The 15,565-nt window shown below is 69.8% G+C and carries 9 protein-coding genes; 2 read left to right on the top strand and 7 right to left on the bottom strand.

Annotated elements, in window-relative coordinates; genetic code table 11:
• Positions 1 to 211: 211 nt before the first annotated feature.
• From ACIRVF_RS39195 to ACIRVF_RS39185, 3 genes are all read right to left on the bottom strand, one after another.
• The gene (locus ACIRVF_RS39195) at positions 212 to 391 is read right to left on the bottom strand and encodes a hypothetical protein (RefSeq protein ID WP_402829176.1); all 180 of its coding nucleotides are present in this window, start codon (positions 389 to 391) and stop codon (positions 212 to 214) included.
• A gap of 603 nt (positions 392 to 994) precedes the next feature.
• Complete coding sequence (locus tag ACIRVF_RS39190) at positions 995 to 1,162, bottom strand: hypothetical protein (protein WP_402829174.1); 168 nt, start codon at positions 1,160 to 1,162, stop codon at positions 995 to 997.
• Between the two features lie 413 nt (positions 1,163 to 1,575).
• A complete protein-coding gene (locus ACIRVF_RS39185; protein WP_402829172.1) occupies positions 1,576 to 2,886 on the bottom strand; it encodes a M14 family zinc carboxypeptidase in 1,311 nt (436 codons plus the stop codon).
• A gap of 316 nt (positions 2,887 to 3,202) precedes the next feature.
• On the opposite strand from ACIRVF_RS39185, the gene ACIRVF_RS39180 reads away from it, so the two are divergent.
• Positions 3,203 to 4,354 (top strand): HesA/MoeB/ThiF family protein, encoded by a 1,152-nt coding sequence (locus ACIRVF_RS39180; protein ID WP_402829170.1) that lies wholly within the window; start codon positions 3,203 to 3,205, stop codon positions 4,352 to 4,354.
• Positions 4,351 to 5,583 carry a hypothetical protein gene (locus ACIRVF_RS39175; RefSeq protein ID WP_402829168.1) on the top strand — a complete coding sequence of 411 codons (1,233 nt, stop codon included), beginning with the start codon at positions 4,351 to 4,353 and terminating at the stop codon, positions 5,581 to 5,583. The genes ACIRVF_RS39180 and ACIRVF_RS39175 overlap by 4 nt, the downstream gene beginning before the upstream one ends.
• A gap of 47 nt (positions 5,584 to 5,630) precedes the next feature.
• Here ACIRVF_RS39175 and ACIRVF_RS39170 read toward each other — a convergent pair whose 3' ends face one another.
• The 4 genes from ACIRVF_RS39170 to ACIRVF_RS39155 form a co-directional block, all read right to left on the bottom strand.
• Positions 5,631 to 6,893 carry a TIGR02679 domain-containing protein gene (locus tag ACIRVF_RS39170; RefSeq protein WP_402829166.1) on the bottom strand — a complete coding sequence of 421 codons (1,263 nt, stop codon included), beginning with the start codon at positions 6,891 to 6,893 and terminating at the stop codon, positions 5,631 to 5,633.
• A complete protein-coding gene (locus tag ACIRVF_RS39165) occupies positions 6,886 to 12,252 on the bottom strand; it encodes an SbcC/MukB-like Walker B domain-containing protein (RefSeq protein ID WP_402829164.1) in 5,367 nt (1,788 codons plus the stop codon). The genes ACIRVF_RS39170 and ACIRVF_RS39165 overlap by 8 nt, the downstream gene beginning before the upstream one ends.
• On the bottom strand, positions 12,252 to 13,484 hold the full coding sequence (locus ACIRVF_RS39160) for a DUF2398 family protein (RefSeq protein WP_402829162.1): 1,233 nt from the start codon (positions 13,482 to 13,484) through the stop codon (positions 12,252 to 12,254). Before ACIRVF_RS39160 ends, ACIRVF_RS39165 begins: the two co-directional genes overlap by 1 nt.
• A 77-nt stretch (positions 13,485 to 13,561) precedes the next feature.
• The gene (locus ACIRVF_RS39155; protein ID WP_402829160.1) at positions 13,562 to 15,073 is read right to left on the bottom strand and encodes a DUF2397 family protein; all 1,512 of its coding nucleotides are present in this window, start codon (positions 15,071 to 15,073) and stop codon (positions 13,562 to 13,564) included.
• Positions 15,074 to 15,565 lie beyond the last annotated feature (492 nt).

Raw genomic sequence — 15,565 nt, 5'->3', positions numbered from 1 at the left:
AGGCCGCCGAGAACCTGGCCGCCGTCGTCGGCATGGTCGCCGACGAGAATGGCTGCGGCCGCCACGGACGCCCCGCTCCAGCCCGGTGCGCTGCTGCGGTGCGGCATCGCCGAAGGAGCAACTACGGGAGTGAGCGGGCACGAGTACCACCCACTCCCGCAAGCACTTGAGCGCGGCCGCCTGAACTGCCCTGCGGCCCAGGCATAGCGCGCTACGCCTTGGTGCAGGTGCCGCAGTCGGCGTCCCAGCCTGAATTGGCGTACCACAATGAGTCGGTGGCGAACCCGCCCCAGTTCGTGTCGTCGGCAAGGTCCCACGTCGAGTCCGCCCGGCAGCCCCAGATCGTGTCCGGAGCCGCACCCCACACCGAGTCCCTGCGCACGCGAGCCATGGCAACCTCCCAGGTAGTTTCATGATCGGGGCGCCCACTCTAGGCAGCGCGGGTCAGATACGTCACTACCTATGCGGCGGTGGCTCGGGGAGCATCCGGGAACGGCGACCGAGGGCGAAACCCCATAGGCGCCCCGCGCGGGCGCGGGCGAGCAGCCGGTCGGGAGCAGCTCGTTGTCCAAGACGTCGGCCGCCCGTTCCGCAAGCGTGCGCCACGCCCCCGCTGGGTGGCGGTCGATGGTCAGGAGCGGCGGTCGGCCGAGGCCTCCGGGTACATCCTGCACTTCTCAACGCCCCAGGTGTCGGCGGGCGCCGGAGAGCCGGGTCCTGTTCCCTGGCTGGCCCTATCCGTAGGTGCGGGCGTTCTCGTCCAGGCGCCGCAGCGCATGGCCTCGTACGGGACGTCCAGGTGCCGTCCTTGGGGATCGAAGCGCACCGTCCGTTCGCGTGCCGGGTCTTCGGCGGGGGTGACCGCGGTCACCACGGCCCGGCCCGCTCGTCTGCTGAGGGCTGGAGTCCTGGAGGCAGGGCTGTCAACCAGGTCTGGTCGGCCGTGCGGTGTGTGGGCAGGTGCCCGGGTGGGGGCGCGGCCGCCCCACCCTTTTCAGCGCTCGCGTGCCGCTGGCAGGACGAGGGCGCACGGTGCGGCCCACAGCGGGATCACCTTGCTGGCGGCAGCAGACCCGTACGGGTAGTTCTTGGTGGTGCGACCGGCGGCAGTGGCCGGGCTGCCCGTTCGAACTCGAACGGCCACGGTGTTCACGGAAGTCATGGAGGCAACGTATCGGCCGCCACCGACACTGATAGTCGTAGAGTCCTCAACGACGATAGCCTCCTTGCCCGCCTGCGGAGCGTGCGGTCTCATCCATCGCGGCCCGGGGTACTGACTACGGCCGATTTGGGCCGGCGGAGCGCGCCGGTCTTCCGCTTGGCGGGAAAGCTCTTCGATGCAGTCGGCCAGTTGGGCGCGCAGCCGGTGGAGCGGGACGGTGGCGCCGAGGCAGGTCAGGAACTCCTCGACGCCCCAGCCGATCCAGGCACCCTGGCGGGACAGATAGAGGCCGACCTGACGGGTCGCGAACGTGTCCGAGTAGTCGAGCAGATCACCGTCGTAGACGACGTCGGTGTCCGCGCCGCCGCCGTCGGGCTGTTGGAACAGCTCCCCGGATGCTGCCCAGGGCGGATCTACGCGACGTGCAGACTCGCTTCCACGGCGGCCAGAACGGTGTTGGCCTGATGGACGGACTGGTGCGCAACCGGGATCCAGGTGGGCTCGAACCGCTTCTCGTAATGGGCACACCAGTCGTGCAGCAGGATGTCGAGCTGCTGGGCCGAGCCGGCGTCGTCGGGCGTGAGGGCGCGGCGTAGCAGGGCGGCGGTGCGGATGGGGAGGCGGTGTGCCCACAGTTCGATGCCTTCGAGGCGTGCCGGGGTCATGAGGCCGGACTGAAGGAGGCGTTTGCCGCCGCCGTTGGGGTCCCATTGGTCGGCCAGCTGGCTCATGGCGGTCAGGGGGGTGTGGGCGGCGCGGAGCAGGGGTGTGTCCGCGAGGTGAGGGCGGATGGTGTCGAACAGGGTGGTGATCTGGCGTGCGCGGTCGCGGAGGTGCTCTGAGCAGGTGGCGAGGTGGATACGGGGGTCTGCGGCGCCCTGGCTGTTGGGTCGGGAGGCCCAGACCGGGACTTCGATGATGAGGGTGTCGCCGCCGTGGCGCTGAGGGGCGAACCAGGTGGTGGCCTGGACACCTGCGGCTGGTTCCTCGTCGCCGGTGGGTGCGGTCAGCATTCCGGTCGTGCTCTCCTGCCGGTCGATGTCGCCGGCGTTCATCGTGAAGACCCCTGGGCCTGGTTCCTGGAGCCAGAAGGTGTCGAAGGAACCGGAGTCGACGGGGATGCCGAGAGCGGCGGCGGATTTGGCGAACGGTTCGGCAAGGCCGGGCAGGTGGCAGGTGGCCTGAACGAAGGTGCCGCCGAGGTCCGTGCTGTGGAGGGAGAACTGCAGGCGGGGGCGGAGCTCATCGATCAGGTCGAGGAGGATGCGGCTCTCGGGCAGATCAGCGCCGATGGCCGGGGCCCATTCCGGCTGCTCCTCGGCGGCGGGGCGGTAGAACGTGGCGAAGTACTGCGGCAGGGTGCGGGCGTGGCGGCTGTCCTCAGCGATGTGGGCGCCGTCCGGGTCGAGGCAGAGCAGGAAGTTCCATGTGACTGTGTGCTGGGCCGGCTGGGCGAGGATCCGGTGGGCGAGTTCCAGCACGGTCGCGCGGCCGGAGAACTCGTCTGCGTGCGCTCCGGAGACGACCAGGGCGTGATCCTTGGCGTGGCCGATGGTCAGCAGCAGCAGGGGACGGCCACCGCGCGACGTGCCGAGGGTGCGCACTCGGCACATGTTCGGGTGGCGGGCGGCGAGCTGGTGAGCCGCGTCGGCGAGGTCGTGCAACGCGGGGTAGCGGTCGTCGAGCACTGCCTTGCCCGCGGCGGTCGAGGCGTCGGTGAACATGGTCCTCCCCATAGCTATGCGCCTGCCCTCTGGTGGGCGTCCATGCGAAGGGGGCGGACGTCGGCCTGTGCCGACGACCGCCCCCGACCGGGACGGACGCGCTAGCTACGCCCGTCCCGGCTTGCTGGTCAGCCCCCGCTGGGGCCGCTCACCGCGGTGGTCTTCTTCTTGTCGAGCGGCCGGATCACGATCTTCATGCCGTCCCCCCAATCTTGGGTTCGAAGAGAATCAGCCGTGAGTGCACGGTTGACTGAATGTCAGTACGTCATATGTGATTCGTGGACGTCAAGCGGTTTGAGGGGAACGGGGGGTTTCCATGCTGGGGCGTCCACGAGTCAAGCCGGAGCATTCCGGATATCAGGCGCAGGACGGGACAGTTCGACTGGGGAGTGTCGTCTACGGGATCGGGGTGGAAATCGAGGACCCTGAGGGCTGGGTGTGGACGCTGGTAGATGCCATGGACGGCACCCGCTCAGTGCCCGAGCTGGCCGACCTCGTGAGTACGTCTCACCCGCAGATCACACGAGCCGACGTCACCCAAGCCGTAACAGATCTGTACGAGGCCGGCCATCTCGATGACGGTGCCGCTCCGGACCCGAATCTCTCTGCTCGGCAGATGGAGCGCTACAGCCGGGGTGTGCCGCTGCTGCGCTGGCTCGACCGCAGTCCCCGGCCCAGCGCCTGGCAAATGCAGGAGCAACTGTGCCAGGCGCGGGTGCTGCTGGTGGGACTGGGCGGCACGGGTGGCTACGCGGCGCAGGCTCTGGTCGCCTCCGGGATCGGGCACCTGCACTGCGTCGACCCGGACACCGTCAGCCTGTCAAACCTCAACCGGCAGCCGCTGTACCGGGAGAGGGATATCGGCAGGTACAAGGCGGAGGTTGCGGCGACGGACCTCGCATCCCTGAACTCCGACGTCGAAGTCACCTGCGAGCGGCGCCTGGTGGAAGGCCCCGAGGACATCGCGGACCTGCTCCGTGCCGGAGCCGGCCCGTACGACCTGCTGCTGATGTGCGCCGACAACCCGCCGGAGATCCGCCGGTGGGCCAACGAAGTGTGCCTGCGCACCGGAACGGCCTGGGTTGACGGCGGCTACCGCGGGCCGGTCGCGACGGCCGGTGTCCACGTGCCCGGAACGGGGGGCTGCTGGGAGTGCATACGCACCGCAGAGATCCGGCGCCGCGAACTCGGGCTGTCCCCCGGGGAGGACCCGGCGGTCGCCTCGCCGCGCCGGCCTTGGAATCCGGTGACCGCGGTCACCGCCGGGCTGTCCGGCCTCCTGGTGGCCCACGCCGCCCTCTCGCTACTGACCGGTGCCCCACCGATGGAGCCAGGCACCATGTTCGGCATCAACCTGGCAGCCCTGCACGACCCGGTGCTGCTGCACTCCGGCCGACTGCCCGACTGCCCGGCCTGCGGCACCAGTGCGAAGTCCCTGCCACAGCCGTCCGACGGTGACGACAGGTGAGTGACCTGCCTTCACTACCGCCGATCACCGGCTCCAGCCGGGTGCGCCTGCATGAGCTTCAGAGCCGTCCCCACGGCGATGCCGTGATCGTCGGCCGTCTCGTCACTGGCGAGGTGGTGGAGCTGCCCCCGGTGGGAGCGCACATCATCGGGCACCTCCGCCAGCACCTCACGGTAGCCGAGACCGCTCGACGCGTCGCTCACGAGACAGGCGAGGACGTCGACACCAAAGACGTCGCCGACTTCGTCACCGACCTGACCGATCTCGGCTTCGTCGCAAGCGTCGACGACGTCGACGTGCCAGGCCCTGCACCCCGACGCCCAGCATTTGCCTGGATCACTCCGAAGCGCGCCGCGTGGTCGCTCAGTCCGCTCCTGCCGTGGGCCGTGGGCATCCTCGCCATCACGACGGTCGTCGCGGTTGCCCACGACCCCAGCCTGATGCCCGGGTACCACAGCTTGCTGTGGAGCCCGCACGGCAGCCTGGTACTCCTCGTCGGGTTCGGCGTCGGCTGGCCGCTGGTGTTCCTGCACGAGCTCGCTCACCTCGTCACGGCCCGCGCCAGCGGTGTGCCGGCCAGAGTCGAACTCGGCACCCGCCTGCAGTTCCTCGTGGCCCAGACCGACATGAGCGGCATCGAACTCGCACCCCGCCGCCACCGGCTCACCGCCTACCTGTCCGGCATGGCCGTCAACCTCGCGGTGGCCTGTCTCTGCATCCTTGCCGCCGCCGGGCCCTGGTCCTCCCAGCGCCCGGCTCTGCAGCTCCTGGCCCTCCTGTCGCTGCTACCGCTCGCGTGGCAGTTCTTGATCTTCATGCGCACTGACGTCTACTTCGTCCTCCAAGACCTCACCGAGACTGCGGACCTGTACGGCGACGGCCTCGCCTACGCCCGCTACCTCGCCCACCGGGTCATCCCCCTACATCGCAGCGTGCCGCCGGACCCGACCTCGGACCTGCCCGCGGCCCAGCGCCGTGTCGTACAGCTCTATACCGCCGTTCTTGTGACAGGCACGGTACTGTGCCTCGCCGCCCTGGCGTCGGTCACGGCGCCCGCAGACCTGGCTCTCCTCGTCCGCGCCGCACACCGGGTCGGCCCAGACCACTCCCTGGTCGAACGCCTGGATGGTGCGACCGTACTGATCATCCTCGGTGGCTCCCAAGCCCTCTGGGCGAGGACCAAATGGCGGTACGCGCGGCACCGACGCAGGAACCGTCGAGGTGACTGACCGGTCAGCCACTGGACGTAGGAACGAATCGACCGACCCACTTGCGATCACGGCGCAGGGGTGGGCCGGGACGGCAGGATGGGGCCGTGCCGAAGAACCCGCCCGAGTCCATGCAGCACCACCTGCGCCAGCGGGTCAGTTCGACTGGGGCCGAGTAGCAAGTCGAGGAGCGCCGGGTGCTCCTGGAAGATCACGGTCGTGTCCGGGCTCGGCTCTTTCGGTGTGGCGATGCCATCGGTCAATTCGGGTGCTGTGGCTTTGTCCATGTACTTGATGGTGGCCTGGTACCGCGTCTGTACGGCGGCGGCTATGGCGTGGCCGGCGGGATCGAGGTCGCCCGAGTACTCCAGCGGTACGCCGCAGCTGCGGGCGAGGCCGAGCAGGGTGTGGTCGACGGCGGTCAGGGTGCCGGAGGTGCAGACGATCGGCCGGTCGAACTGGCGCATGAGGGCCTCGTCGACGACGGACGGGTTCTCCACGACCAGCCAGGCCCGCTTGGGATCCAGGGCTGGCGGCTGGGCGGTCAGGTCGTGGAGTGTGAGGTGGAGCGGGCGGTTGTCCGCCCGGGCGAGGTTGAGTGCGCGGTCGGTCGGCCCGTCGCCGGTGGCGCCGACGCCCAGGACGAGGACGGTCTGGGAGAGACGGTCGGCGGCTATGCCGAGCCGCGCCAGCAACGCGCGGTCGGCGGCCGGCGTGTCTGGCTGTTCGGCCTGCAGGAGGTCCCGGGCAAGGAGCAGCAGCTTGTCTCCATGCCCGTCGTCGTTGAGGTCGAAGTAGTGCGGGTCGCCGGTGCAGTGGTGGGCGAGCCGGGCGAGCGTCACGGGCCTGGGCAGCGGCAGTAGCGCGCGGACCAGGGCCAGTGCGTCGATGAGGCGGTGCCGTTCGGCGATGGTGCCGTCGCTGATGCCGTAGCACAGGCGGGCCGTCAGCGACGGCGTATCGGGGAGAGCGAGTTCGGCGTAGCGGTTGATGTCGGTGCGCATCTGCTCGGTGGCGCGGCGGGCGCCCGCGGTATCCGGGACCTCTACCCCGGCGGCCTCGACCAGGGCGCGTAGGTCGCTGGGTGTGTGGCCGAGGGCCTCCAGCAGGCGGGGGACGGGGACGGCGAAGCCGCCTCGGACTGCCCGCAGCGGGGTTGCCCGGCTGCCGGCACGCCGGCTGTGGGCGAGCCAGCCGGAGACCATCGCCTGGCCGGTTCGAGAGAGTGCGGCGGTGACATTTTTGATTGAGGCTGGCCCGTCCCCGCGCGCCAGGCGGGCGGCGATCGCCTCCCAGAGCGGGCGGATGTCGGGATCGGTGAGATCAGACATCGGATGCCTCAGGGGAAGTCATGGAGATGACAGTGCCGCACTCGGGTGCGTCGGTATCGGTCGCGGGCCGGCCGACCCGGATACGGGCGGTTTGCGGTGTGCCTCGTCCGGTCCAGACGCTGGGGATGGTGTAGCGCATGGTGTCGCTCTTCTGGTGGATGCGGTGGATGCCCACGGCCCCGGTCTCGGCGACCAGGAGCGGCTGCATCGCGGGCAGGGTGACGATGGCGTCGAAGTCCCAGATGCGCAGGAGCTTGAGCAGCATGCGCAGGTTCGGGGCATCGAACGCGGCGTTGAGTTCATCGATGAAGACCGCTCGCGGGCCCTCGTAGCCGGCCGTGGAGTAGAAGGCGTGCGCTGCGGCGAGCAGGGGAAGCATGGTGGCCAGCCGCTGCTCACCCGCCGACAGTTTCGCGAGGGGGTTGCGGCGCGGGGTGACGGCCTTGAACACCTCGTCGTCGCCGTTCGGGTCCTCGGAGAACGAGCGGTGGGTGACGGAGATCTCCCACGTGTACCAGTTGCGGTAGTCGAAGACGTGCTCGACGCGCTTGGCCCAGGTGGGGTGGTTGCTCTCCTCGTTCTTTAGCTGCTCGACGAAGAAGTCGTACATCTGATCGAAGCTGCCCTCGTGGTTGGCGTCACGGATCAGCGACAGGGCCTTGAGAGCGACGGGGTCGTCGGTCTTGGGTATCCAGTCCAGCTTCACGCCGACCCGGGCCACGCCGGTGCGTACGTCTTTGAGCGTGGTGCGGATGTCGTTGACGATCTGCTCCGCGGTGTGGATCCGGACGTTGATGTCCTTGCGCAGCTCGGAGAAGACCACGTCCTTGACCTCGCTCTGGACCTGGTCGTTGAAGTCCGCCTCCAGCGATGCGATGGTGCTTTCGACTTCGTCCAGGGCCTGGCGGAGTGTCTTGGCTCCGAGGGCGGAGGTTCCGGTTTCGATGTCGTGGCCGTGCTCGGAGACCACGATGCGCCGCCAGCCGGTGCCGGGAGCCTCCTCGGTGGTCACATGCCGGCGGATCCGCAGCAGCTGCTCAAGGGCCTTACGGATACGCCCCTCCAGGGCACCGCGGGCCGACCGCTCGTCCAGGCGCGCCTGTTCGGCCCTCAGCTCGGCCGACAGGCCACGCTGCTCGAGGATCAGCCGGGCTACATGGATGCCCTCGGGCGCGTCCTCGGGACGGCTGAGGAGTTCTCCTTCGGCGAGTTCGTCGACGAGACCCTGGTCGAACAGGTCCTGGAGGATCGCCACCGCCGTGCCGACCGACCGTGAAGCACTGTGAAGCGCCTGCGCGTTGGCGGTCAGCTCCTGGGTGGCGAGGGCGAGGCCCACCTCCGCCGCCTTCTCCTGCTGCCGGTGGCCCGTCAGAAGCCCGCGCAGCCGCACCTCGTCGTTGCGACGCTGGTCCAGTTCGGCCTGAAGGTCCCGATAGGACTGGTCGTGCTGGCGCAGTTCCTCGTTGTAGTGGTGGCGGGCCGTGGCGGCGGCGGCGGTGTCCGCCTCGGCGCGGCCGCGCAGAGCGTCGGCGTGGCGCTGTGCCTCAACGATCGCGGCGCGGCGCGTGGCCGCAGTGGCAAGAGTGAAATAGGCGCGCGTGGCCGCAGCCGCCCACTCGCCCAGCAGGCCCTGGAGATTGCGCACCGCCGACCGGTAGCCGCGCAGGGCCTCTTCCTCGAGTGGCAGGCTGCCGTGCGGCATGCGCGCCTTGCGGTGCAGGGCGCTGGTGGCCTCGCGAACGAGCGTGCTGTGCCGCCCGAGGTCCTGCTCCGCTTCGATCAGGGCACCGGCGGCTACGGCGGCCGAACGCTGCGCCTCATCGGCGCCGGCCCGCGTTGGCAGCACGTCGGCGAGTTCGGCCGGGAGGCTGGAGCGGTCCTTCTCGATTTCCTCCGCGGCTCGGCGGGCGGCCTGCCATGCGGCTTCGGCCTCGGCATGCGCGGCCTTCACGCTCCTGGCCTGGGCTGCGGCGTGGTGCATGGCCATCGCACAGGCGATGGCCGTTCGAGCGGCCTCCAGGCACGCGGCGACCAAACCGGGAAGGTCGGCGCACCGCTCCTGAGCAGCCCGCACGGCCTCGCTGGTCGCATCGACGAAGGCGTTGTCGCACGCCACGGTGGCAGAACGCTGCGCCTGCGCGGCCTTGCCGGCCGTGATCTCGGCGGCGTGGACGGCCTGCTGCGCCGCCCTCTCGTGCCGCTCGGCGTCGCCAGCGGTGGTCGTAGCCGCCGTCACCAGCTGCAGCCAGGCGCCCGGGTCGGGGTAGGAGGTCTGCTCTGATTCGGCGGCGGCCAGCTGGGTGGCGAGCGCCTCGACGCGGTCCTCGGCAGCATCGAGGGCGTCGGCCGCTTCCGCGCGCTGCTCGCGCAGCTCGGTGAGCCGGAGCTGACGCATGCGCTCACGGGCGGAGGCACCGATGTAGCGCGGGATCCAGCCCTTGGGACTCTGGGCGATCAACGGGCCAAGGTGGACGGTGCCGTCCTTGGCGAAGGCGGCCTGCCCGGCCGCGGGCTGCTCGCCATGCTCCACCACCCGGATACCGGTCAGCACCTGCTGGACGAGCTCCGCAGGCAGCGGCCCGTGCGCATCGGGCACCAGCAGGTCGGCAAGCGAGGAGCCATCGGACACGGTGGTTGCGACCAGGCAGACATCGCCTGCTGACAGCTCACCACCCGGTGACACCCAGGCGTCCAGGAGCCCCGCCGTGAGCAGCGCACCCTCGAGACGACCGGCTTCCTCCTCCGGCAGATGCCCGGCGAAGTCGACCAGTGCCCACAGCGGTGCGCCGGCCCGGTTTGCCCGCGAGGGTCGCCAGGCAGGCTGGCCCGGGCGGGCCTCGCTGCGCTTGGCTTCGGCGATCGCATCGTCCAGGTCGGCCAGACGGTTCTCGCACGCGGAAAGCTCCATGCGGGCACCGGTCAGATCGGCGGTGATCCGCGTGGATGCGAGCTGGTATGCGGTGGCCGCATCGTCGCGCAGGTTCTGCGCGTCCGGCGGCACCGGTCGGCCGTTCACAGCAGGCAGCCGCAGGCGATCGCGCTCGAGGACAGTCAGGGAGTCGGCCCACTCCCGGACCCCGACCGCCCACGTCTGCCCAGCTTCGAGCGACTTGGCGCTCGTCTCGTCGGCCTGGCGCCGCGCCTGCTCCGCGACACTCTGTGCGTCGGAGGCATCGGTCTCCAGGCGCGCGCAGTCGTGGGCGGCGACGGCCGAAGCGTCGAGTGCCTTGGAGGCCGCGTGCAGCAGCTCCCGCCGCTGGCCGAGTTCGCTGCGGGCAGCCTCGGCCAGCTCACACAGGGCTTCTTCCCGGACAACGGGCGCCGACTCCGTCCCAGCAGTAACAGGGGCGGCGGCGAAGTGGGCGACCACGCGCGACTTCTCGACCAGGCCCGTAACAGCCTCGGGTGCCTGTGCCAAGCCGTCAGCGTGCTGGGCAAGTTCATCCGTCTGACGGGCAAGCCGCCCTCCGGCTTCGTCACTGGTGATCTGCGCGACCTCGGCCCGCGCAGCGGCCGATGCAGCCCCGTCGGCCAGCGCACGGGCGTGCGCCTGCACGCCGGTCAGGTCCAAGTCGGCCAGCGCCTGGGCCGACGCGTCCTTGAGCCAGGTACTGATGGCCTGCGGGTCCAGCACGGCGCCACCCACGAGCTCGTGCGTCGGAGCCGACAGACGTACCAGACGAGCGGCGAACCCTTGCAGCGCCTGACGTGCGGCATCCTCTGCCTGCTCTGCCTCATCCGTCCGGCTCTGCGCCCACTCAACGGCCGCCTCTGACTTACGCCGAGCGGCATCGTGGCGCTCCTGGGCCGCCTCCTGGGCATCGAGCTTAGCGGCGAGATGGCTGATGGCCGCACTCACCTCTTCGCCGGCCGTCGCCTGGGCGTCCAGCCAGATACCGGCCTGCTCACGAGCAGCCCGAGCCTCCCGCTCCAGTTCAGCGGCCGGCGCTTCGTCGCGCGTCTGCGCGAGCCGCCCGGCCACCTCGTCAAGCGAAGCGTGGAAGGCACCGCCGCCCACCTCGCCCGCCGACTGGCCGAGCTGGCGCGTCAGCGTCCCGAGCTGCCCGACGGCGCTCTCGGCCTCACCTGAGGCGGCGACGCTCACCGCCTCAGCCTGCTGTTGCGCCTCGGCCCCGGCCTGGGCCTCTTCAACGCTCCGGCTTGCCCGTTCCTCCTGCTGCTGTGCCGCAACGGCGAGCTCGTCCAGGTTCGCGCCCGGGTGTCCATGAACCCGGCTCTCCAGCGACTTGATGGTCCGAGCGAGCAGAACAAGTTGCTGCTCGCCATCGCGTATCGCTTCACCAGCCGCCTGCAGGCCCTCCTCCTGCTGCGCCCTCCGCTCCTTCAGGGCCGCTTCGGCGGCGACCAGGTCGCCGTGCCGCGCGTGATCGTCGCGCAACCCGACGGCGGCGCTGGCGGCTGCCGCGGCGACGTAGCGCCGGTAGAACTTGCGGATGCTGTTGAGAACCTCCTGCTCCTGGCGGGCGTCCCGAAGGCGGTTCTGCAACTGCTCCGTCTTGGCCAGCGCGTCCGCAAGGCTCTGCACCCGCGCCGCGTCAAGCGAAGGCAGCGCGGAGGTGAGCGTGGCCCGCATCGAGCCGGGGCTGACCTTGTCGTTGGCCTGGACGCTGCGCAGCGCTCGCAGGACCGACCCGAGCGCTTCGATCTGCGAGGCGTCCAGCGGCTGGTACATGGCCGTGCGGACCGCTTCTGGATACTCGTCCTCCCCGCGCACGACGGCGGCGTGGTCCTTGCAGGCGTTCTCCAGGCGGTTGTTCGAGGTGAACAGCAGGCCGCCGTACTCGGCGAGCTGTGCCGCAAGGTCCTCGATATCCACCGGCATCCCCTCGCGCGCCAGCGTCAGACCGGCGTCCACGCGCGCGGGGGCCAGGAACCAGGCCCGCTCCAGACTGACGCGCTCGCCGCCGCCGGTCTTCAGCCACAGCCCGGCGGTCAGCCACTGGGTGCAGTTGCGGCCGTCGGGACCGGGATCGGTGCGGCCGTACTCCTGCCACCAGGCGCCGGTCTTCGCCGGGCCGGAGCGGCCCTGGGTGTGGATGGAGGTGAGGGTGCCGGCCGCCTCGCCCGAGGCCGACAGGCTCTTGGAGCTGATCTCGCCGTCGATGAACGTCGGGCACAGGACCCCGCTGGTCAAGGACTTACCGGAGCCGTTCATCCCCACCAGGGCGAGCCATCCGGAGCTGTAGAGGAACTGCTCCTCGCTCCACTGCCAGGAGTTCACCGCCCCGGCCCGGGTCGGCTGCCACCGGCCCACCGCAGCGGGGTGCGGATCGACCACGACGGTCTTCCTGCCCGTGCGGCTGGCCAGGCTCTCAAGCGTACGGTGCTGCTCAGTCATCACTGATTCTCCTGTTCAGCGGCGCCGTCGGCACCAGCCGTGTCCTGGACCGCGTTCGCGGCGTGGGAAATGTGGACCTGCCACAGATGGAGGGCAGGCGTGGGCCGCCAGCCCGAGCCCGGCGGCGGATCGGCGGCCACAATGCCGGCGGACAGCAGCTGTCCGATCGCCGCCTCGGCCAACGAGCGATCCCCGTTGATGCCCTGGTACCTGCGGGCCCACCACGGGCGCTCGGCCAGGACCCTGCGCAGCTCGGCGCACGCCCACTCGATGCCGAACCACCCCATCGGATCGTCCCGCCCGGCCAGGACATCCAACAGCAGCAGCGCACCCTGCTGCTCGAGAGTGCGGCCGTGAGGGAACGTCAGGTCAGTGGTGTGCCCCTGCGGGTCGGCCACAGTCCACCAGTCCCGGCGCACGGTGCACGCCAGCCCGGCCACCGCAGCCGCGTCCAGAGCACGCTCGCGCCCCGTGTAGGAGGACAGGTACCGCCCCACCTCCGTGTCGGGGTCCGGCGTCAGGCCGGGGTCATCCAGCACCGCCCGCATCGCCAGATGCCGACGGCGCCTCTCGTGCGCCTTCGCCGGTGCGTCCTCGGGCAGCTCCCGCTGGTCCGCACACAGCGCGTCGACATGCGTGTGTGGCGCATCGAGGTCGATGTCCAGCAGCGAGGGCGCGACGGACGCGATCAACAGGGCCAGGCGTTCGCGGCGCGCCGTGATGACCAGGTCCAGCCCCTGATCATGCTCCAGAAGGTCCAGCGCCACATCCGAGGCGATGACATGCCACGACTCCAGGAGCCGAAGAGCATTGATGAACGCCAGCCGGTGGGAGGCCGCGGTCGCCAGCTTTTCCCCAGCGGCGGCAGCCGGCCGAAAGCGCGGCAGCCGACCCGCATCGGCTTCCGTCCCGCACGCCTGGACCACGGCGCGCTGCAGGTCGTTGAACGTGGCCTGTGTACCGCGCCACAGCTGCTCGCACACCAGGCTCGCCAGGACCAGCACCAGTGGGGAGGCCGCGGTGGAGGACTTGCTGCGCTGGACCACAGGGGCGCGGTCGCCCGGCGGATCGTGGCGCCGCTTGTACAGCCGGCACACCCCCTCCGACCGGTAGACCTCGAAACGCCAGCCAGCCGTGCGGTCGAACCAGGCGGCAACCTCCCGCTGGTAGTTCACGGCCAAGCGGAACGTCTCCGGGTCCGCCTCCACGCAGTGGATCTGCTGTCGCAGCATCCGCGCCACCACCAGCCCGGCCTCGGGCTCTAGCCCGACGCCTGCCCCGCGTGACATCGACACAGAGCCTGCGGCCATCACGTGGCCATCCCTTCCACGCCGCCCTCCAGCAGGCGGATCTCGACGAGGACATCGGGTGCCGTCAACGTGCCGTCCTCGAACTCCACCGTCACCATCCGCCCCACCTCGCCAGGCCACAGTGTCAGGCTCGCCCCCACCGTGGAGGTCGATCCGCAGCCCACCGAGTCGTCGAACCCGTTCAACGCCTCCTCCAGCAGCCCGATCAACACGGCGGTGTGGTCGGCGTCCAGGCCCTCGAAGAAGGACAACTGCACGGGGCCGGGGGTGACCAGGCCGCGAGCGATGATCTCCAGAAGCTCCAGCTCGGCGTCGTTCTCCTCCTCGCCCCGCTGCCGCTCCTGGTCCAGATCGGGAATCCTGCGCGGCGCCCCCGTCGCGTGCGCTCCCCGCTCCGTACGGCGCAGGACCACCTTCACCTCGTGACACCCGCCGTCCTGCGCGCGGTCGTACACCGCGACGTCCTCCTCACCCGGTGCGAGCGGATGCCGGGCAGGCCACATCCCGAACGCGGCGGCGAACACCTGGTAGGCATCGGCCACGGTGGGCTGGGCGTGCAGCATCCGGGCGATCTGCCGGAAGTCCGCGCCCACATCACTGCCGCGCGTCGTCGCGTAGTAGCGGCGGTCGATGGCACCAAGCAGGGCGTGAATGGCATCCGCAGCGGCAGCCACCAGCCGCTCGACCGACCCCCTTGGAGCGAACCACGCCTTCAGATCACGCAGTTCACGCACCTTCTCCTCGACCCAGCGGTCCTGCGCCGCAGGCTCCAGCACACCCGCGTCGGGCAGCGCCTGCCGTGCCAAGACGTCGAGGCCCACTGCTTCGAGCTCGTCGAAGGCCGAACGTACCCGGCCCAGCGAGTGCTCGGTACGGCGCGCGAAGTGCTGCAGAGCCAGCAGGATGTGCCGGCGGCTGGTCGCGAACACCACATCGTCACTGACGTCGTTCTGGGCCAGCGCCCCCACCGCGCTGTAGAAGTCACCGCCGGCTTCCTGCAACTGCTCCAGGTGCGCATGAATGTGCTTCTCGAGGGCAGGCGCCAGCATCCCCGCGTCCTCGCGATAGTGGTGCAGCAGCCCGCGCAGCGTCTGCTCCACCGCATCGAGCAGCCGGGGCGGCAGCTGCAGCGTCCGATCCAGGCGGCTCACCGCATCCCGCACAGCCGCGACCATCACCCGACCCTCCCGGGTGAGCGACCACGCCTCACGCCGACGAGCACCTTCCGCGTAGCTTCCCACCGGAGCGCTGTAGTCCCGGAAGCGAGTCACATACCCGGTGTCCGTCAGCCGCTCGACCACGTCCGACAGCACCTCATTGCCGACCGGAACGCCGTATCCAACCTCCACCAGCAGACCGCGAATGTCGGACAGTGTCCACATCGGCCCCCGGCTGCTTGCCAACAACAAAGCTCCGAGCACTGCAGCCGACAGCTCGCGCCGCTCGTAGTCCTTGTCGGCGAAGACGCCGAAAAGGTCCGTATCGAGCATGCGCCACCACACGCCATCCATCCAGGCCCTCCTTCCACGCTCATATCTCACGGGCATGCCGATGGTCGAGCCGGACAGCCACCCGGAAATGGGCACGGGTAGAACCCCATTCCGTGGCTGCCCACACAACGACATGGAGCACCGTAAAGACGGGCGCTGACAATCTCCATCGAATGGAACGGGGCCGCTCATGCCCAGGGAGGCGGCTGCGCCGCCGATAAGGATCTTTCCTTTCATCGAACGCCAAGATCAAAATTGCCGGTTAGTGCAAATTCCGCAGTTGTCTGGGATCTGATAAGTGAATCCTTTTTGGCCTATCTGATGTCCAGTCGTGCCATCAATTACTGAGGCGACATCGGTCAAATTGTTCGTCAGATATTGATGTAGATCGACGGGCTGACGGCAAAGCGGTCCACAGAACTTGCTGTGGAGGTTACGGAGAGCAGGGCAGCCGTGATATATGAGGCGTTGATCACTCATGGGTATCAACAGGCCGCTGGACTGCCTCGCCAC

This window comes from Kitasatospora sp. NPDC101157 (assembly GCF_044768255.1).
In the GTDB taxonomy this organism is placed as follows: Bacteria; Actinomycetota; Actinomycetes; order Streptomycetales; family Streptomycetaceae; genus Kitasatospora.
This window is presented reverse-complemented; position numbering and strand designations above follow the sequence as displayed.